A 16488-nucleotide genomic window follows, 5' to 3' on the forward strand; every position below is an offset into this window, starting at 1 on the left:
TCAGTCAGGCGGCCAGCTCGTCCCGCGTCTCGGTGAGCGAGAGGGCGAGCGATCCGTCGCCCTTCGCCTTCGCGCGGTCGAGCGCGCGGTAGACCGTCGCGCGGCCCACGCCGTACTGCTCGGCCAGCTCCGCGACGGTGTGCTCACCGGTGCGGTACTCGGCCACCATGAGCTGCTCGAACTTGGCTGACAGCTTCGGCTTGCGGCCCTTCAACCGACCCTTGGCCTTCGCGACCGCCATGCCCTCGCGCGTGCACGATCGGATCATCTCGGCCTCGAACTCCGCGACCATCGCGAGCATGTTGAACAGCAGCCGGCCCACCGGATCGGTCGGGTCGTGCACCGCTCCCCCGATGCTCAGACTCACGCCGCGCTTCGTGAGCTCCGCCACCAGGTCGCGCGCATCCGGCAGCGATCGCGCGAGCCGGTCGAGCTTGGTGACCAGCAGCGTCGAGCCCTCGTCGCACGCCGCCATCGCCTCGCGCAGTGCCGGCCGCTCCCGGTTCGAGCCCGAGCGTCCGGCATCGACGTAGATGCGCTCGAGCGGGACGCCGGCGGCATGCAGCGCGTCGCGCTGCGCCGTGGCGTCCTGCTTGTCCGTCGACACCCTCGCGTACCCAACCAGCTTCGCCATGACGAAAGTGTCTCAGTAGCTACCCCGTCACCGGAATCAATTCCGGACGGGTCTATCGAGACGTTGGCCGCGACAACCCTCTCGGCTGATTTTCAGTGTTCGCACTCCTCTACACGAGCGCGCTGCGCCGTGCGATTGCGCGGATGTCGGACGACGCTCGGCCGTCGACGTCGCGCTCTGGACCTGATCGACGTCGTGACGTCGGCCGGCGCTGCGCGAGTGTCCGGATAGCGATCCCTCATCGGACGCATCCACACGGGACGCGCCAGTCGAACATGGACGCCTTCATAGAATGAAGGGGACAAGGGGGCTGTGTCGTGAGTGATCAGGAATCGGATGCTGCTCTCTGGCTCGCAGCTAGTTCTGGAACCGAGCGCGCGTTCGTCAGGATCTTCGATCGCTACCGCGTCCAGGTCTTCCGCGCTGCACTGCGTCGCACCGGCACGGTTGGCGATGCCGAGGAAGTCGTGGCGATCGTCTTCATGGAGGCGTGGCGACTGCGTAAGAAGGTCCGGATCGTGGACGGGTCGCTGCTTCCTTGGCTTCTCTCCGTCACCTCATACGTGACCTTGAACCACACGCGGGCTCAGCGTCGGTACGCTCGGCTTCTCGCTGAGCTGCCGCCGGCCCCGCACCAGGATGACCACGCGCCCTCAGTCGATGCGGTCCTGGACGGCGAGAGCCGCACGAAGGTGATCGCTCAGGCCGTTCGGTCACTCTCCGCGGGAGACAGAGCGGTCGTTGAGCTGTGTCTGATCGATGAACTTCCCATGGCGGACGCCGCGGCCGCCCTGAATCTTCCCGTGGGAACGGTCAAGTCACGACTCAACCGGGCTCGCAGGCAGCTGCGAACCAAATTGGCCGACCTGGACATAACCATAGAAGCGGTTAGTCCGAGCAGCTTCAAGGAGGGAAGGACCACATGACACCCGAAGAGCCAATGATGTCCGAGCCTCGAGTCGAGGCAATGCGGCGGATTCTGGCGCAGCAGGTGCGAGACGAACCAGAACTGCGTCGTAAGCGTCGACGCCAGAAGTTCGTTCTGTGGGGCGGCGTCGGCGCCCTTACTGTGGGCCTGGCTACGACAGGCGCCACCATGCTCCTCAACGAGGCAGAGGTGACCGATCGATCGATCGTCCACTGCCTCAGCTCGACCACACCGAACCTCGACGGTTCCTATCCCGGTTCCGCTGCCACCATCGCCGAGAGCGAGGGGCCTGGTCGTGTCGATGATGCGCTCGCGCTGTGCACGCAGATGTGGCAGCAAGGGGTTCTGAGCACAGACGTCGACCCGACCGCGCCCACGCAAGAAGGCGAGGACGCGGCCGTGCCGGCACTACAGGTGTGTGTGATGCGCGACGGTACCGCGGCGGTCGTGCCGGGTGAGTCGGACTCCACCTGTCAGATGGTAGGAATGGCGCCTCTGGACGGCTGAGGACCTACCCGAATGTGCCAGAGGGGCGGAAGACGAGGGATCTTACGTTGTCGTTCCAGGTGCCGATTGTCGCGCAGTAGGGCGTGCAGTTCAGCCGCGCTCCGCCGTAGCTTGTGGCTGTGTACAGCGTCACCCAGCACCCGTTCGACGCCCGTACGGAACTGATGCTGTTGTCCCAACCTGAAGCTAGTGACGGGAATCCGAAGGTCGTGCCTGCGCACCCGCTCGATCCGAAGAAGGTCAAGCTGGCACCGCTCCCGTTGCTGTCCTTGTAGACGGTGCCGACGACCGTGCTCGCTGCCACACCGCGGCCGGCGGTATCCGTCACCCCGATGCTCGACAGGTACTCCTCGACCTGCACCTCCGTCGTGAAGCAGACAGGGGTCTCAGATTGCCCTCGGTCGTTCGTCTCCCTGATTTGCACGGCGCAATGTTCGCCGCTGGTCCCCTCCAGGGGCGCGCCGGACGCGGCCGCCGTCGGCCCGCTGAGGGCCGTAACGACGACAGCTGTCGCAACTGCGACAATGCTCCACTTCGATGCCTTCATGTGCACTCTCCCTCTTCACTACGCCGAGGCATGGCGCCTCGTCAGAGAGAGATGTCCGAGACCTTGATTCCGGTTCACGCAGCTCACGACACGCCCGAGAACTCGCCGTGAACCTTTAGACCATCGCCGGACATCCTCTTGTAACCGCCCACTCGGGGCAGTAGCGAGGAGAACGAGATGCTGAAATCGAAGTACAGGGCTCGGAGCGCAGTATTCGCTGCGACGCTCGTCAGCCTGATCGCTTGGGGGGCCACTCCAGCGATAGCGGCTGGCGACCAGCCCGACGCACCCCCGCCGCCGATCACCCTCACTTCAGAGCAGCGGTCGAACATCCTCGGTGAGTTCGAGAAGTTCGACGTCGACCCGGCTCAGGGGCTCGAGCTGATCGACAAGCTCGAAAGCGGCGAGGCGTGGGACAGCTCGACCGAGGCGGAACCGGTGAGCGTCGAGCCCGAAGCTGTCGACGGCTTCGACTTCACCGTCAGCCGGTTCGCTGACGGCTCATTCGTTGCAGCCGGTATCGCACAGCCCGTCCCCGCGGACGCGAACGCCCGAGCGATCCAGAACTGCTCATCGTCCGGCACCAGCGCGGGCGTGTCCTACCGGACCAACTGCACAATCATCGTGACCAACGGAGCTACCTCCGGGCAGTTCAAGGCGAGCTACTCGTACTGGGCCAGCGGTTCCAGCATCTCGAACGTTAGCTCGGGAGTCATCAACTCCGACATCGGCTCGGCCACGGCCACTGGCTTCACCTCGTCAACGGCGCCTGGAACTAAGTGGACGCAGTTCAACTGGACGACCTTCATCGACGGCGCTTATTCGGCGTCACGCTACGTCCGCCTCACGGTCTCGACCGGTGGCGGCACTTCATCGGCAAGCTACTAGGCGGGGGAAAGAACATGAAGGTTCTGCACAAAGTCATTAGCCTCGCGGCCGCTGTGGCGGTAGGGGCCGGCGCGGCCCTGCTGGGCGCCCCGGCCGCCTTCGCGGAGACGTCCAACTCGATCGAGCTCAGCGAGGACGACCTCAGCTACTTCCACGCGACCGGCGACCGTTTCGGCGTCGACAAAGCCGTTCAGGAAGCCCTACTCGAGAAAGTGCGCGCAGGCATCCCGCTGGACTCATCAACGGGCGCAGAGCCCGTTTCAGTCGTCACGGCAGACGTAGATGGGTTCACTCGGACCATCGAGACCTACGCTGACGGCTCCATCATCGGATCAGACATCGAGATCCCGAAGGAAGTATCAGCCGACGTCGCCGCACGAGGCATCTCTCAATGCGTCACCAGCACAAGCGCCGGCGTCAACTACGGTCAGGACTGCTGGATCTTCAGCTCCTCCATGACTATCGGTGCATCCTTCTACGCCAGCTACTCCCGTTGGGCCAGTGGTTCCAGCGTGTGGAACTGGCACTCGCCCGCCATCAACGTCGTCGGCGGCTCGGTCACCTCATCCAGCTGGAACCACGTGTCCGGCACCAACAGCAGCATCCAGCTTCAATGGAACTCGCAGACTGGAGGCATCTACACCTACGGGTCCTGGCTGAAGTTCAACGCTTCCCCTTCGGGCACCTCACAGACACGAGGCGGGACCTGGTAACGCGACGCGGGTCGAACGTAGAGTGAAGACATGAGTCACATAGTCATCATCCTCGGCGTTGCAGCGCTTCTCATCGGCGTCGCTGCCCTATTCGTCGTAATTGTCGTCAAACTGACGCGTCAACACTGAATCACTGAATACAGAACTCACTCCGACTCGGGCCCCGAGCGGAATCGTCAATGATGATGAAATGAGGTTCCTTTGTCCACTATTGCAAGCTCCCCTCGCAGGAGCGCCCTCTCACGCGAAAGGCCTGGCGCGAAAGACAAGCGGTTCGCCCCAAGCCGTCAGAAGCTGGGAACACTGGTCGTGGCGTCTCTTCTGATCGCCGGCGCCGTCGCACCGGGGGCCGAGGCGCTCGGCTCTGCCTATCGCACTTGTCTCGGTCTGGGAGAGGGTCGCGTCTACGGAGTCAGCGTCAGCTCCAGGGCCCAGACCTACATCACCGTGCAGCCCTGCAACGTCTACAACGTCGGCGTGCGGGCGAACTACCAGGCCTACCCGGGGGCGTCCTACGCCTGGACCGGATGGGCCTACAACGCAACCACAATCACGGTGAACCAGTCCGGCACCGTCGGCGGGCAGCACCTGTTCGGCTCATCAACGTTCACTACCTGATCAACTAGGGGATGAAGATCATGACAGCAGACAATCGCCGCGCACGCGCGACCTTGGCGGGCAGCATCCTGCTGCTCGCTCTGACCGGGTGCGCTTCGGGCACCAGTGCAGGAGCCGGCGCCGGCGTCGGCGCCGAGAGCACTCCGGTGCAGGCCGAGCCGGCCGCCGGTCCGCCCGTCTCGACCGCCGATGCGTCGGACTTGCAGAAGTCCTACCTCGAGGACGGCTCCGTCTCAGAGGACGAATACACGAAGTCCTTCCAGATCTACTCGGACTGCATGGCCGAAGAGGGCTTCCCGCCCACTCTCGACAAACCGAGCGACTCCAAGATCATCAAGTACTCGGTCGACGCGAAAGCGGTCGACTCCGGGGTCGAAGGCGACTGCTACGCCGAGCACTTCAAGGACGTCGATGTCGTTTGGCAGGTCTCTCAAGGAGACAAGTAATCGTCGCCGACAACGCCCCGCGTTTACGTCGCGTCAGCGGCCAGTAGCCGCGATCGTCAAGAAGAAGAGGAGGTCCCCTCCGTTCGGCGGGGACCTCCTCTTTCGTCTAGATCCCTACTATCTAGATCAACAGGTAACTTCAGGACCAGATGCATCCTGACGAGCGAGAGGCAAAGATTCTCGCTTTTCCTGACTGCTGATCCTCGTACAGGTTCAGCTCATGCGGCTTGAAGTCGTAAAGGTCGCGAACAACCCAGCAGTGCTCGCTTGTTCGGTGTACCGAGAAAGTTCCAAGGTTCAAGGCCAGGTCGGTTTCAAAAACCTCGTTCGGGTTATACATGTCGTACCCGTCTTTTGGCAGCTTCTTTGCCCAAGAGACAAAGTACTTTTGCCCCTCGAAGTAGCTCCAAGGAATGTAGTACATCCCGCCCTTCTTGGAGTAGAAGTGGTTGTACAACTTTGGGCCGAGGTAGGTGGTCCCGGCCGGCGCCTCTCCGAGGAATTTGTCGAAGTTGGGGTCGTAGTTCACGCGGTCCGGGTAGTTCTTGCGTTCAGCTTCCACCAGCTGGTCCCGCGTTCGCTCGGTATCGCCGTCGGTCACGGGCTGCGGTGCGCTGGCGCTATCGCACCGCGGAATTCCGGTAGTGAATCCCGATTCGCCGGTGTTGACAAAGACATTCGGAATCCATCCGTAGTTTGTCTTTTCCCAAATATCTGATGTACCAGCGTCACTCGTGACAGTGGCGCCGGTGGTTTCACATTCTATTTGCACCAAAGTGCCATCGCTGATGGCTTGCGGTGCCTTATTGTCGTTTCGCATTTCAGTTGAAGTGCGAGGATAGAGGCCCATATGTGACCATTCCAAAGGATATGAAGGGTCGGCATTAGCAGTTGTCGCCCCGGCTACGAGGGCGACTAGAACTGCGCAGGTCGTTCCTACTTGAGCGAGGCGAGCGGATCGAGTTGTTTTGCGGAACATCCGGAGGTCTCCTTCGGTCGTCAGTCGAGTCGACTTGGCCCCCGAAGTCGGTGCATGGAGTGGAAGCTAGTCTCGACTCACCGATCACAGTACGGTTCGATCCGGTCGCTGGGAGGCTTCGGAAGTAACGATCCGACGTCGGGCCGCTCTCGACGCCGACGAACACTGTGCGGCTCCGCTAGCGAGGACGTTCTCCCGCATCCGAGGCTCCGGGCCAAGGCCACGGCGGGGGCGAGGTGTAGTCCGGAGATCACAACCTTGCGTTCGACGCAGCGGCATCAGAACCCGCGCCAGAGGGACGCCCCGGGCGAGCCCTCATCGCGGGTCCAGCCTGGGAGACGTGCCGCGTACTCCTCGTGTCCGACCATGAGGTCAGATCCTTTCCCAGCAAGACGGACGAGGCTGCGCCGGCGCAGGTGCGTCTTGTGCAGGAACCATTCGACATCGTTCGCCGCATGTCGGGCACCTACACGGGCGAGGACGTCGGACGCATCCAACACGGAGTTGCCGACAGAATCGACATTCTCGAGCGCGGTGGCCAGAGGAGGCTCTTCGAGCGTTCCGACGAGGCTGGGCAGCATCCATCCCCCCTTCCTCGCGTCCGTGGAACCACCGTCTATCGGACACGTGACGATGACACTTCGATCAGGTTGAGTCCACACTGGGTGAGTGGTCTTGCTGCTTCTCGCCTCGCTCCCCGAAGACCCGAACACCTCGACGCTTGACCCGACGCTGCAAGCGTTGCTGGCGACCTTCGGCGGCGCGCTTCTCGCTGCTCTCGCGGGTCTCGCGGGCGCCGCGATCGAAGGCAAGCGTGAACACAAGAGATGGCTGCGCGAGCGTCGCTACGAGGCGTTCGTGCGCGCATACGCCTTGATCAAGGGTTTCGACCTGAACACGTCGAAGCAGAACAAGATCGCTGCGCGCCTCCTCAGTGCTACCGAGACGGACGGACGGGAAGAAGAGGACCTGAAAAAGCTTCAAGATGAGGCGGATGCGTTGTTCGGGACGGTCACGACAGAACTCGCTCCGATTCTCGTGCTTGGTCCGGCGTCGGTGGCGCAGCGCGCAATAGAGATGCAGCTCGCCTATGAGGCGGGCGACAAGGATGCTCAGCAGCAGGCAGAGTCCTCCTTCATCCTCGCTTCCCAGAACGCTCTCGCGGTTCCTCGGCAGCAGCGCCCCAAGCCGACCCGCCCTTGACGGTCCGGCTTCGCACCATCGCGCACCTGCTCGGCGCCGACCGGACCGTCAGGGTTCCATTTGCGTCCGGAGAGCGATCCCCAAGCGGGACGCCGCCGCCCGTGGCCTGTGGTCTGTGGCCTGCTGCTATTGAGGAAAGCACTGTCCGGCTGCGCCGCGCCGAGCGGATGCTCCCGTCGCTTGACATCGTCGCCAGGCGCTCATCATCATGCGGTGACGCTCGATGGCGCCCGGCCACCGGCACCTCGGAAGAAAGGGCGCTCTCATGCCCACCACGATCTTCGTCAACCTGGCCGTCACTGATCTGGCGCGCTCCCGCTCGTTCTTCGAATCGCTCGGCTACTCCATCAACGAGGGCTTTAGCGACGAGAACGCCGTCAGCGTGGTGATCAGCGACACGATCACTGCGATGCTGCTCACGCGGGAGTTCTTCGCCGAGTTCACCAGCAAGTCGATCATCGACGCCACCACCTCGACCGAGGTGCAGCTCGCTCTCAGCGCCGAGAGCAAGGAGGAGGTCGACGCTGTCCACGAAAAAGCTCTTGCGGCGGGGGCGACGCCTGCCGGCGTGCAGGATCACGGGTTCATGTATTCGAAGAGCTTCGACGACCTCGACGGTCACCACTGGGACTTCGTCTGGATGGATCCAGCCGCGGCGGCCGGTAGCGCTCCGGAGCTGAGTGTCGAGGAGATCCGCGAGAACACGACGCACAGCTGAGCTGTTCACGACTGCGCGCCATCAGGACGATGGCCGCGACTTCGTATCAGGCCGGAGAGATCCGGTCGAGGTCGGCTTCCGGCACGATGACCAGGCCACGGTCGTTGTGGGACGTCTCGAGCATGGCGACGATCCAGGCACGGTTGATCGCGGGAGGCCGGCTGCCGGAGAACTGGAACTGCAGCGGGATCGACGGGGCGATCCACAGGGAGGCGCGACCTGAGCCTTCGTCGACGGAGATCGGCCAGGACAGGAGGAAGCTCTCCTGCCGGCGCAGCTTGGCGGTGAGCGCGAGTTTCACGTGCGCGAGAGTCCGGTCGTCCATCTCGTAGACGGTTCCCGGTCCGTAGATCAGCTGTCCCACGGCGGTAGCTTTCCACATCAGTACCCGACAGACGTCGAGCGGTCAACGGTGTCCCCACACTCGAGGACCTTTCGTACCGTCAACAGTGCCGGTGAGCGCTTCGCTCGACGGCGGAGAGGGGGCGTCGTGGTGCAGGTGACGGTGCAGGATCGGACGTATCTGCTCGCTGCGGGGTCGACGATGGCGGACACGAAGCAGGCGGTCCTCGACGCGATGCGCGCCGCGCCCTCGTTCCTCTCACTGCGCACGGTCCTCGACGGTCACGTGGAGGTGCTGCTCACGCCGTCGAGCTCGGTCGTACTCGAGCAGCACGACGAGGCTCTGCTGCCGACCATCCCGCGCCAGGACTTCACCGAGCCCGACTTCGACGACCTGTACGGCACTGAGTACAGCTGACCCCCTGCACGATAGGCAGGATCGCCGCAGCACGAGCAGGTCGCTGCCGATGTCGTTCTCAGACCCGCAACGTCGGATCGGTGCACACTACGGTCATGGCTCGCCAGAATTCCGTCGAACCCCATCGCGGGCAGCACGTGCGCTTCATCCGCTACGTCGACACCCGCGATGGGTGGCAGTCGCAGATCATCCGCGGGCAGCTGGAGGAGCGCACCGATTCCGGGTGGCGCGTGCGGATCGTCGACGACGTCCGCACCCTCGACCGCACGGAGTGGTCCCTCTACCGCGAGTGACACCGAAGGCGGAGGCCGCCCACCACGTCAGTACCTCGACCATCGCGGGTCCACGCTCCACTGCACGTCTCGCGGGCCGGGAACGCAAAGTGGATAGAACTCCACGCGACGATGCCCCAGATAGCTACATTCTCTAGGTAGTTGCTGAAGTCGGTAGGTCCCAGTCCTAGGACCTCCAGGCAACGTCCGCGCCGTACCGGCGCTCTTCGTCGCGCCTGGAAAGGATTCTCGCCATGTCGGTCTCGGTTCTCCCTCGTCGTACGACGTTCCTCGCCCCCCGCTCGGAATGGGTCGCAGTCGGATCCGCGCTGTGGGTCGCCCTGTCCTCGGGGCTGCACCAGGGTCGGGTCGAGACGCTCGGCGGCGCGTTCGCCGCCATCGACGACTCCGGGCGGACGGTCGGCGAGTTCCCCACCCTGCGCGAGGCGATGACCGCCGTCGAGAACCACCTCGTCGTCTCTGACGTCGCCGCCTGAACCCGGCGTCCCCTCTTCACACCCTTCCGCCATCCACGAGACAGGATCACCATCATGGGCAAGCTTCTCTACGGCACTCCTCCGACCGAGCACGACGTCGAGGACCGCCTCCTCGCGCACCTTCAGGTCGTCATCGTGAACAAGTTCCGGCGCGGCGAGTCGTTCGCCTTCACCCTTATCGTGCCCTCGTCGCACGGCAGCGGACGCCAGACGCTCTGGCTGAACCCGACCATCCCGGTCCAGTTCTCCTTCTACGGCAGCCGCATTCCCGCGCTGAACCCGGCCTGGGTGCAGGAGCTGATGAACGAGGCCAACAGCGGCCGCGGACTCAGCGTGATCCCAGAGCCTCAGCACCGCGACCTCCCCCGCACGACGGTCGCCGCCTGATCCAGACGGGACGCCGATACGCAAGGGGCCCGCGCGTAGACGCCGTCCGCAGTTGACTGGGCCTTGCTCGCGCAGCAGATGATCGATGTGATGACGATGACGGCGAACGACGCCGAGACCTGGAGGGAAGGACCGATGATCGATTTCTTCGACTTCACCTCCCTCGAGACCCGCGGCTACCCGGAGGGCGTCGTCCCCCTATTCGCCTGCTCCACGTCCGACGTCGACGGCGGGGGAAGCGTCGCGATCACACCTGACGCCGTCTACCTCGGGAAGAATGGCGACGTCACCCGGATCGACTCCCTCGCGATCCGCTCCTGGCAATCCTCGGCCCGCGGGTCGATGTTCGCGCTGACCGTCGACAGCGACGAGGCGCACGTCACCTATTTGTTCGCGCAGCTGCGGCCCGCGACGGTTCACGCCATGACGAGGGTCATCGGCCCCGAAGGCCTCGCACTGCACGCCGCATAGTTCATCCACTTAACGAAAAACGCTGGGCTTTGGTTCTCCGGCGTCCGGTGGTGCGTGGGAATCTGTGAACGATGAACCAGGATCACGGGCGAACCTCTCGATCAGAGGTGACCAGTCACGACTTCGACGAAGCGCGCACCCTCCTCGAGAACGAGTACCACGGCCACGGGTTCACCGTCGAACCGACCGAGGCCGACTTCTCCTTCCGCTACTCCCAGATCGGCGACGACGAGCTCACCCTCCGCGGCAACCTCTTCGCCGGCTCCCTCCGCGGCGCGATCCACACCCAGGACGAGTACATCGTCTCCTGGATCACCGCTGGCACCGGCGCCCTCGACCTCACCGGCGACGCCGTCCGGCTCGCCCACGGGCAACCTGCGATCTTCGCGAATGGGCGCTCCGCGGTGTTCGACTTCACCGACCACCGGCAGAACCTGATGCACTTCGACGGCGCCTTCCTCGAACGCGTCGCCGCCGAGCACGAGGGCGCCACCGGCCCGCTGCTCTTCGACACCCGCGCCCGGCCCACCGGCGACGCCCTGCAGAAATGGGCGAGCACCGTCGCCGACGTCGCCCGCGTCATCTACAACGACGACAGCCCCGCGCTGCTGCGCAGCGAAGCTAAGCGCGCCGCCGCCATCTCGCTCCTCGACACCTTCCCCCACATCCCCCTCGCCGTCTCCGCTCCGATCGCGCTGCCCTCCGAGACCACGCTCCGCACGGCGATCGAGCACATGCACGCCCACGCCCACCTCCCCCTCGCGATCGAGGACATCGCCACCCACACCGGAGTCAGCGTCCGCGGCCTCCAGGCGCTCTTCCGCCGCGAACTCGACCTCACCCCGCTCGACTACCTCCGCCGCATCCGCCTCGACCGCGTCCACGCCGAACTCCGCACCCTCGACCACGGCACAACGACCGTCGGCGAGATCGCCGGACGCTGGGGCTTCACCCACCTCGGCCGGTTCTCCGCCCACTACGCCGCCCGCTTCGGCGAATACCCCAAGACCACCCTCAGCTCCGACTGACAGCCGCCTCCCCTGGTCTCGAGAGGAAGCAAGCGGCCTTGATCCGCTGCGCAATCGCGGGTGCTCGTACTCGCCCTTCCGGGGTTTGCGATGTCACTCAATCCGGCCGAAAGCGTCCCGCCGACCGATCCCCATTCGGAACGCCTGGAGCTGCGGAATGCCCCCTAGAGTGACGCGCGTGGCACGAGTGAGCACTGTCGCATCAGCGATCGCGGTGGGCGCGACGACCCTCGTCCTCACCGGATGTGGGCCGACCGAGTACCACGGCTATGAAAGCGGAATCGACGGAGTGCTCTGGCGCCAAATCGCCTCCTTCGAAGACCCCCTGTCGTTCGAGCTCTACCAGCCGCGCGTCAATGAGCCTGAGCCCTACCTCGCCGCGCTCAGCGGCACGCGCTGGGACGGGAGAGCATCATCAGTCGCAGACATCGACCTCGACGCCGGCGGCGTCGTCCTCTACGACCTCTCCTCCACGCCCTCGTCGGCTGAGGTCTCGGTCTTCATCGCTTCCGGTCCCCGCTCCCCCATCGATGACGGCGCGAGTCCGAGCGAGGTCTACACCTGCTACCGGATCGAGACGGAGTTCGTTGGAGATCCCATGCCATCGGCCGGACGCGTCCTCCTCGACAGCTGCCCCGAACCGCTGGTCTCTCTCCTGCCCGAGGACGCCGCGTTCGCCAGCGGCGAGGTGTTCGACGGGTAATGGAAGACAACAATCAGAGTTCCGCTGGACGATCCCCTCACGGCACGAGGCACCGGACTCTACGGAAGCAGACAAGAGCAGTGAATCGTCAGGGGGTGCCCTGCTCCCCACGCACAGTCAAGAACCAAGCCGTATCGCGATCAGCGTCGGTCGTAGCCGCGCCAATGAGGTCGATCGGGGCGGTGCAGAGAGAGGCCGGGTCGATTTCGTGCGGTCCCTCGCCGCAGTCCACTGCCTCGACGGTGGTCGTGGTCGTCGTGTTGGCTGTGCCGGTTATTGAAGCGGAGTCGAGCTGCAGTTCCACCGTGCCGTCCCCGAAGCACTCGAAGGTGATGGCACTGGGCATCGCTGGCTGGTCGAAAGTGGCCTCCGTGCGATCACTTTCCCGGCCCGCGCTCGAATCGGACGACAGCCCCGCGAGAAAGGACCCGTCCGCGTCAATGTCGGCCTGACGATCCGAGCGCCATTGAGTGAGTTGTGCACGATCGACGGGGCCCGGCGCGCACGCGGTCATCGTGGCTGCGACGGCCAGAAGGAGTGTGAGTGCAACAGAACGACCCATCCGCCCACCCTAGGTCCGGCCGAAACGGCGGCAGTGAGCCGTGTCACTCAATCCGGCCGAAGCGTCCCGCCGACCGATCCCTACCGGACGCTCGAACTGGGGAGAAGGATGCCTACATGACGCTGCGAACCGAGCTTGCGACCGAGCGAGAGTGGGCCGATGTGCGAACTGCATTCGGACCTCGCGCCGAGAAGCCCGACTCCTGCTGGTGCCAGAGATTCCGTCCTCATGACCGCGCAACGAATGAGGACGCACTTCGCGCAGAGCTGCACGATTCATCTGTCCCGATCGGTGTGCTCGCTTACATGGACGATCGGCCCGTCGGCTGGACCCGGGTCGTTCCCCGCCACACGCTCCCTGGCATCACCGGGAACGCAGCGCTGACCCGCATTCTCAAGGAAGACCCTGCCGCCTGGTGGGTCACCTGCATCAACCTCCGCAAAGAGGCCCGCGGCCGCGGTGTGGGTACCGCCCTCCTCCGCGCAGCCATCGACCACGCTTGCGCCAACGGCGCATCGGTCCTCGATGGGCACCCCGTCGACGTCACTATGTCCACCACGCGGCCCTCGCCTTCCGCGCTCTTCACCGGAACCACGTCCATCTTCGCGGCCGCCGGCTTCCACGAGATCGGACGCACCTACCCCAGCCGACCGGTCATGCGCGCCAACCTCAGCTGACCCGTACCGCTTACCCATCTCCATACGGGACGCCGCGTTACGTCCCTGCGGCAGGGGAAAGAATGCGGCTAGGCCTGCTCGGTGGGCATGACCCACATCTCCGCGATGGCGGCGCGCCAGGGTCGGGTGACCATGAACGCGATGCCTTCTGCGATGTCCTGGGCGTCGAGCATGGTGAAGCCGCCGAAGTTGGCTTCGATGTTCGCGAGGATCTCGTCGGTGTTGTGGGAGTCGAGTTCGGTGTCGACCTTGCCGGGTTCGAGGATCCCGACGCGCACGTGGGATGCGGCGAGTTCCTGGCGGAGGGCTTCGCTGAATCCGTTGACGCCGTGTTTCGTGAGGCTGTAGGCGCCGACGGTGGGGAACGTGGTGCGGCCGGCGACCGAGGAGATGTTGACAATGTCCGCGACCTCGCGCAGCTTCTCGGCGGCTGCTGCTTGGAGGTGCGGGAGGGCGGCTTTGGTCATGTAGAGCAGGCCCTGCTGGTTGACCGCGATCATGCGGTTCCAGTCCTCGATATCCGCGTCGGCCGCGAGGGCGAGGATCATCAGGCCGGCGTTGTTGACGAGGATGTCGAGCCGTCCGAACCGTTCGATGGTCGCGGCGATGGCCGCGTCGGCCTGGCTGCGGTTTGTGATGTCGGCGGGAACGGCGAGAGCGGTGCCGCCGGCGTTCTCGATCTCGGTGACCAGCTCGGTCAGTCGGTCGGCGCGGCGGGCGACGAGGACGACGGAGGCTCCGTGGGCGGCGAGTTCGCGGGCGGTCGCGTGTCCGATTCCGCTGCTCGCGCCGGTGATGAGGGCGACGGTTCCGGTGAGCTTCTGAGTCATGGGTATCCGTTCTCGGGAAGAAGGAGCCGCGGAAGGAGCACCAACGATGCGGGGCCCCTTCCGCGGGTGAGGGGGTGGTTACGCGTCGTCGTGAGCGAGGGACGAGGACAGTTCGCGGTGCGCCTCGACCTGCTCGATAAGGAGGTTCGCCTTGTCCAGCCCGGTCTGCACGGCGTCGGCGCCGGCCACCCAGCGCAGCGGCGGCTGCTCCGAGTCGGCGAGGGTGATCAGGGCGGCGGCGAGCTTGGCGGGGTCCCCGCCCTGCTTCCCGTTCATGCCCTTCCACGCCTGGATGGTTGACGCGGTGCGCTCGGCGTAGTCGTCGATCGAGAGCTCGGGCCAGGTGGTGGAGGCGCCTTCGACCAGCAGCTCGGTGCGGAAGAACCCGGGCTCCACGATCATCGTCGTGATCCCGTAGGGGGCGAGGTCGTAGCGGAGGGATTCCATCCAGCCCTCGAGGGCGAACTTCGATGCGCAGTACGCCGCGACGAACTCCTGGCCGACGAGTCCCGCGGTGGAGCTGAAGGTGATGACCTGGCCGCTGCGCTGCCGGCGCATGACGGGCAGGACCGCCCGAGTGACGTTCAGCGGGCCGAAGAAGTTGGTCTCCATCTGCTGGCGCAGCTGCGCGGGGCTGATCTCCTCGAAGAACCCGGCGACGAAGATGCCGGCGTTGTTGACGAGCACGTCGATGCGGCCGAACCGCTCGACGGCCGCGTCCGCGGCGGCCTGCGCAGCGTTCTCGTCGGTGATGTCGAGCGAGAGCGCGAGAAGGTTCTCGTGCTCTCCCAGCACGGCAGTGACCTTGGCGGAGTCGCGGGCGGTGCCGACGACGCGGTGCCCGGCGTCGAGGGCGGCTTTGGCGAGGTCGATGCCCATGCCGCGGGCTGCGCCGGTGATGAAGTAGACCTTGGTGTCGCTCATGCGATGCCTTCCTGTTCGATGACCTCAGTCAACGTCCGGCGGCAGCTGCGAGACAGGCCCGGTCTATCCGGTTAACAGCAGGGACCCCCTACCGGCCGCACGTCGGCGTAGGTTCGCCAGAGTGGACATGCCGAACGAGATCCGAGAGTTCCTGATGTCGCGACGGTCCCGCTTGACGCCCGCGAGCATCGGACTGCCCGACTTCGGCGGGCGCCGCCGCGTCGCGGGGCTCCGACGCGAGGAAGTCGCCCTCGTCGCCGGCATCTCGGTCGAGTACTACACGCGCCTGGAACGCGGCACCGTCTCGGGAGTGTCGGAGTCGGTGCTCGACGCAGTTGCGCGCGCCCTGCTCCTGGATGACGTCGAGGCCGCCCACCTGCGCGATCTGGTGCGCGCCGCGAACGGCACGACGAGCCTGCGCCCCGCGCGCACCCCGCCAAGGAACCAGCAGGTCAGCGCCCTCGTGCAGCAGATCATCGACGGCATGACCGGCCTGCCCACCGTGGTGCAGAACTCCCGCCTGGACGTGATCGCCTCGAACCGTCTCGGCCGCGCGTTCTACGCGGACCTGTCCTTCGCATCGAAACCGCCGCCGAACTTCGCCCGGTACCTCTTCCTCGACCCCCGCTCGCGAACTTTCTACCGCGACTGGGACGACGTTGCGTAGCAGAGCGTCGCACTGCTCCGCAACGCCGCCGGACGCACCCCCTCCGACCGCGCTCTCACCGGACTCGTCGGCGAACTGTCGATGGCAAGCCCCGAGTTCCGCTCCCTCTGGGCCGCCCACACAGTCCGCGAGCACCGCACCGGCGACAAGCGCTTCCACCACCCCGTCGTCGGCGACCTCGACCTCGCCTTCGAATCCCTCGAACCGGCCTCCCACCCCGGCCTGCTCCTCATCGCCTACACCGCCGCCCCCATGTCCGCGTCCCACGACGCGCTCCAGCTCCTCGCCGCCTGGGACGCCACGGACAACAGCCACACCTCCTCCAGCTCGACCCCTCCCAGCAGACCCATCTCTCCCTGAGCGTTCGCGCCCACCGATTCGCGCCCGGTAGACGATCCCCATACGGGATGCCGCCTCAACCAGCGTGCGCAGGATCCTTCGTGTCGAACTGCGAGAGAGGGAACTGCTTCTCGGGAGACATCGCGCCGTCTTCGAACCGCCGTCCTTCGTTCAGGAGGACGTGCCCAGT

General features: G+C 65.2%; 24 protein-coding genes and 1 pseudogene. 17 read left to right on the forward strand and 8 right to left on the reverse strand.

Annotation, left to right across the window (positions count from 1 at the left end; genetic code table 11):
• Positions 1 to 4: 4 nt before the first annotated feature.
• On the reverse strand, positions 5 to 634 hold the full coding sequence (locus IOC53_RS02370) for a recombinase family protein (protein WP_207402783.1): 630 nt from the start codon (positions 632 to 634) through the stop codon (positions 5 to 7).
• Between the two features lie 317 nt (positions 635 to 951).
• On the opposite strand from IOC53_RS02370, the gene IOC53_RS02375 reads away from it, so the two are divergent.
• Complete coding sequence (locus IOC53_RS02375) at positions 952 to 1560, forward strand: RNA polymerase sigma factor (RefSeq protein WP_207402784.1); 609 nt, start codon at positions 952 to 954, stop codon at positions 1558 to 1560.
• Positions 1557 to 2069, forward strand: coding sequence for a hypothetical protein (locus IOC53_RS02380; protein ID WP_207402785.1), 513 nt, complete (start codon positions 1557 to 1559; stop codon positions 2067 to 2069). The genes IOC53_RS02375 and IOC53_RS02380 overlap by 4 nt, the downstream gene beginning before the upstream one ends.
• Positions 2070 to 2073: 4 nt before the next feature.
• Here the strand turns inward: IOC53_RS02380 and IOC53_RS02385 are convergent, their stop codons facing one another.
• Positions 2074 to 2616, reverse strand: a complete 543-nt coding sequence (locus IOC53_RS02385; RefSeq protein WP_207402786.1) for a peptidase inhibitor family I36 protein — start codon at positions 2614 to 2616, stop codon at positions 2074 to 2076.
• 177 nt (positions 2617 to 2793) lie between these two features.
• Here IOC53_RS02385 and IOC53_RS02390 point away from each other — a divergent pair, with 177 nt between their 5' ends.
• From IOC53_RS02390 to IOC53_RS02405, 4 genes are all read left to right on the forward strand, one after another.
• Positions 2794 to 3504 carry a hypothetical protein gene (locus IOC53_RS02390; protein ID WP_207402787.1) on the forward strand — a complete coding sequence of 237 codons (711 nt, stop codon included), beginning with the start codon at positions 2794 to 2796 and terminating at the stop codon, positions 3502 to 3504.
• Positions 3505 to 3518: 14 nt separating this feature from the next.
• The gene (locus IOC53_RS02395) at positions 3519 to 4217 is read left to right on the forward strand and encodes a hypothetical protein (protein WP_207402788.1); all 699 of its coding nucleotides are present in this window, start codon (positions 3519 to 3521) and stop codon (positions 4215 to 4217) included.
• 309 nt (positions 4218 to 4526) lie between these two features.
• Positions 4527 to 4835, forward strand: coding sequence for a hypothetical protein (locus IOC53_RS02400; protein WP_207402789.1), 309 nt, complete (start codon positions 4527 to 4529; stop codon positions 4833 to 4835).
• Positions 4836 to 4855: 20 nt separating this feature from the next.
• On the forward strand, positions 4856 to 5281 hold the full coding sequence (locus IOC53_RS02405; protein WP_207402790.1) for a hypothetical protein: 426 nt from the start codon (positions 4856 to 4858) through the stop codon (positions 5279 to 5281).
• A gap of 139 nt (positions 5282 to 5420) precedes the next feature.
• On the opposite strand, the gene IOC53_RS02410 is transcribed toward IOC53_RS02405, so the two are convergent.
• Entirely contained in the window at positions 5421 to 6260 is an 840-nt protein-coding gene (locus IOC53_RS02410) for a hypothetical protein (protein ID WP_207402791.1), read from the reverse strand.
• Positions 6261 to 6538: 278 nt separating this feature from the next.
• The gene (locus IOC53_RS02415) at positions 6539 to 6841 is read right to left on the reverse strand and encodes a hypothetical protein (protein ID WP_207402792.1); all 303 of its coding nucleotides are present in this window, start codon (positions 6839 to 6841) and stop codon (positions 6539 to 6541) included.
• Between the two features lie 88 nt (positions 6842 to 6929).
• Here IOC53_RS02415 and IOC53_RS02420 point away from each other — a divergent pair, with 88 nt between their 5' ends.
• Both IOC53_RS02420 and IOC53_RS02425 read left to right on the forward strand, forming a co-directional pair.
• Positions 6930 to 7463, forward strand: coding sequence for a hypothetical protein (locus tag IOC53_RS02420; protein ID WP_207402793.1), 534 nt, complete (start codon positions 6930 to 6932; stop codon positions 7461 to 7463).
• Between the two features lie 265 nt (positions 7464 to 7728).
• Positions 7729 to 8181, forward strand: a complete 453-nt coding sequence (locus IOC53_RS02425) for a VOC family protein (protein ID WP_207402794.1) — start codon at positions 7729 to 7731, stop codon at positions 8179 to 8181.
• Positions 8182 to 8227: 46 nt separating this feature from the next.
• On the opposite strand, the gene IOC53_RS02430 is transcribed toward IOC53_RS02425, so the two are convergent.
• The gene (locus IOC53_RS02430; protein ID WP_207402795.1) at positions 8228 to 8545 is read right to left on the reverse strand and encodes a hypothetical protein; all 318 of its coding nucleotides are present in this window, start codon (positions 8543 to 8545) and stop codon (positions 8228 to 8230) included.
• A 126-nt stretch (positions 8546 to 8671) separates the two neighbouring features.
• Here IOC53_RS02430 and IOC53_RS02435 point away from each other — a divergent pair, with 126 nt between their 5' ends.
• The 7 genes from IOC53_RS02435 to IOC53_RS02465 all read left to right on the forward strand — a co-directional run bounded on the left by IOC53_RS02435 (position 8672) and on the right by IOC53_RS02465 (position 12299).
• On the forward strand, positions 8672 to 8941 hold the full coding sequence (locus IOC53_RS02435; RefSeq protein ID WP_207402796.1) for a hypothetical protein: 270 nt from the start codon (positions 8672 to 8674) through the stop codon (positions 8939 to 8941).
• Positions 8942 to 9036: 95 nt separating this feature from the next.
• On the forward strand, positions 9037 to 9234 hold the full coding sequence (locus tag IOC53_RS02440; RefSeq protein WP_207402797.1) for a hypothetical protein: 198 nt from the start codon (positions 9037 to 9039) through the stop codon (positions 9232 to 9234).
• A gap of 233 nt (positions 9235 to 9467) precedes the next feature.
• Positions 9468 to 9710 (forward strand): hypothetical protein, encoded by a 243-nt coding sequence (locus tag IOC53_RS02445; RefSeq protein WP_207402798.1) that lies wholly within the window; start codon positions 9468 to 9470, stop codon positions 9708 to 9710.
• A gap of 54 nt (positions 9711 to 9764) precedes the next feature.
• Entirely contained in the window at positions 9765 to 10097 is a 333-nt protein-coding gene (locus tag IOC53_RS02450) for an ATP-dependent DNA ligase (protein ID WP_207402799.1), read from the forward strand.
• Positions 10098 to 10232: 135 nt separating this feature from the next.
• Positions 10233 to 10568 (forward strand): hypothetical protein, encoded by a 336-nt coding sequence (locus IOC53_RS02455; RefSeq protein ID WP_207402800.1) that lies wholly within the window; start codon positions 10233 to 10235, stop codon positions 10566 to 10568.
• 107 nt (positions 10569 to 10675) lie between these two features.
• Positions 10676 to 11596, forward strand: coding sequence for a helix-turn-helix transcriptional regulator (locus IOC53_RS02460; RefSeq protein ID WP_207402801.1), 921 nt, complete (start codon positions 10676 to 10678; stop codon positions 11594 to 11596).
• Positions 11597 to 11774: 178 nt separating this feature from the next.
• Positions 11775 to 12299 (forward strand): hypothetical protein, encoded by a 525-nt coding sequence (locus IOC53_RS02465; RefSeq protein WP_207402802.1) that lies wholly within the window; start codon positions 11775 to 11777, stop codon positions 12297 to 12299.
• Between the two features lie 88 nt (positions 12300 to 12387).
• Here the strand turns inward: IOC53_RS02465 and IOC53_RS02470 are convergent, their stop codons facing one another.
• Entirely contained in the window at positions 12388 to 12861 is a 474-nt protein-coding gene (locus IOC53_RS02470) for a hypothetical protein (protein WP_207402803.1), read from the reverse strand.
• 116 nt (positions 12862 to 12977) lie between these two features.
• On the opposite strand from IOC53_RS02470, the gene IOC53_RS02475 reads away from it, so the two are divergent.
• Positions 12978 to 13538: a GNAT family N-acetyltransferase gene (locus IOC53_RS02475; protein WP_207402804.1), complete on the forward strand. Its 561-nt coding sequence runs from the start codon at positions 12978 to 12980 to the stop codon at positions 13536 to 13538.
• A gap of 68 nt (positions 13539 to 13606) precedes the next feature.
• Here IOC53_RS02475 and IOC53_RS02480 read toward each other — a convergent pair whose 3' ends face one another.
• The gene (locus IOC53_RS02480; protein ID WP_207402805.1) at positions 13607 to 14368 is read right to left on the reverse strand and encodes an SDR family NAD(P)-dependent oxidoreductase; all 762 of its coding nucleotides are present in this window, start codon (positions 14366 to 14368) and stop codon (positions 13607 to 13609) included.
• Between the two features lie 78 nt (positions 14369 to 14446).
• On the reverse strand, positions 14447 to 15292 hold the full coding sequence (locus tag IOC53_RS02485) for an SDR family oxidoreductase (RefSeq protein WP_207402806.1): 846 nt from the start codon (positions 15290 to 15292) through the stop codon (positions 14447 to 14449).
• 154 nt (positions 15293 to 15446) lie between these two features.
• Here IOC53_RS02485 and IOC53_RS02490 point away from each other — a divergent pair.
• Positions 15447 to 16319 (forward strand): annotated as a pseudogene (locus tag IOC53_RS02490) (helix-turn-helix transcriptional regulator).
• Positions 16320 to 16488 lie beyond the last annotated feature (169 nt).

This window comes from Rathayibacter sp. SD072, assembly GCF_017355185.1.
GTDB lineage: Bacteria > Actinomycetota > Actinomycetes > Actinomycetales > Microbacteriaceae > Rathayibacter.

Bases quoted from the DNA above. Each gene is read 5' to 3' on its own strand.
- IOC53_RS02370 (WP_207402783.1), bottom strand. From the start codon at position 634: ATGGCGAAGCTGGTTGGGTACGCGAGGGTGTCGACGGACAAGCAGGAC.
- IOC53_RS02380 (WP_207402785.1), top strand. From the start codon at position 1,557: ATGACACCCGAAGAGCCAATGATGTCCGAGCCTCGAGTCGAGGCAATG.
- IOC53_RS02385 (WP_207402786.1), bottom strand. From the start codon at position 2,616: ATGAAGGCATCGAAGTGGAGCATTGTCGCAGTTGCGACAGCTGTCGTC.
- IOC53_RS02390 (WP_207402787.1), top strand. From the start codon at position 2,794: ATGCTGAAATCGAAGTACAGGGCTCGGAGCGCAGTATTCGCTGCGACG.
- IOC53_RS02395 (WP_207402788.1), top strand. From the start codon at position 3,519: ATGAAGGTTCTGCACAAAGTCATTAGCCTCGCGGCCGCTGTGGCGGTA.
- IOC53_RS02405 (WP_207402790.1), top strand. From the start codon at position 4,856: ATGACAGCAGACAATCGCCGCGCACGCGCGACCTTGGCGGGCAGCATC.
- IOC53_RS02410 (WP_207402791.1), bottom strand. From the start codon at position 6,260: ATGTTCCGCAAAACAACTCGATCCGCTCGCCTCGCTCAAGTAGGAACG.
- IOC53_RS02415 (WP_207402792.1), bottom strand. From the start codon at position 6,841: ATGCTGCCCAGCCTCGTCGGAACGCTCGAAGAGCCTCCTCTGGCCACC.
- IOC53_RS02425 (WP_207402794.1), top strand. From the start codon at position 7,729: ATGCCCACCACGATCTTCGTCAACCTGGCCGTCACTGATCTGGCGCGC.
- IOC53_RS02440 (WP_207402797.1), top strand. From the start codon at position 9,037: ATGGCTCGCCAGAATTCCGTCGAACCCCATCGCGGGCAGCACGTGCGC.
- IOC53_RS02445 (WP_207402798.1), top strand. From the start codon at position 9,468: ATGTCGGTCTCGGTTCTCCCTCGTCGTACGACGTTCCTCGCCCCCCGC.
- IOC53_RS02450 (WP_207402799.1), top strand. From the start codon at position 9,765: ATGGGCAAGCTTCTCTACGGCACTCCTCCGACCGAGCACGACGTCGAG.
- IOC53_RS02455 (WP_207402800.1), top strand. From the start codon at position 10,233: ATGATCGATTTCTTCGACTTCACCTCCCTCGAGACCCGCGGCTACCCG.
- IOC53_RS02470 (WP_207402803.1), bottom strand. From the start codon at position 12,861: ATGGGTCGTTCTGTTGCACTCACACTCCTTCTGGCCGTCGCAGCCACG.
- IOC53_RS02475 (WP_207402804.1), top strand. From the start codon at position 12,978: ATGACGCTGCGAACCGAGCTTGCGACCGAGCGAGAGTGGGCCGATGTG.
- IOC53_RS02480 (WP_207402805.1), bottom strand. From the start codon at position 14,368: ATGACTCAGAAGCTCACCGGAACCGTCGCCCTCATCACCGGCGCGAGC.
- IOC53_RS02485 (WP_207402806.1), bottom strand. From the start codon at position 15,292: ATGAGCGACACCAAGGTCTACTTCATCACCGGCGCAGCCCGCGGCATG.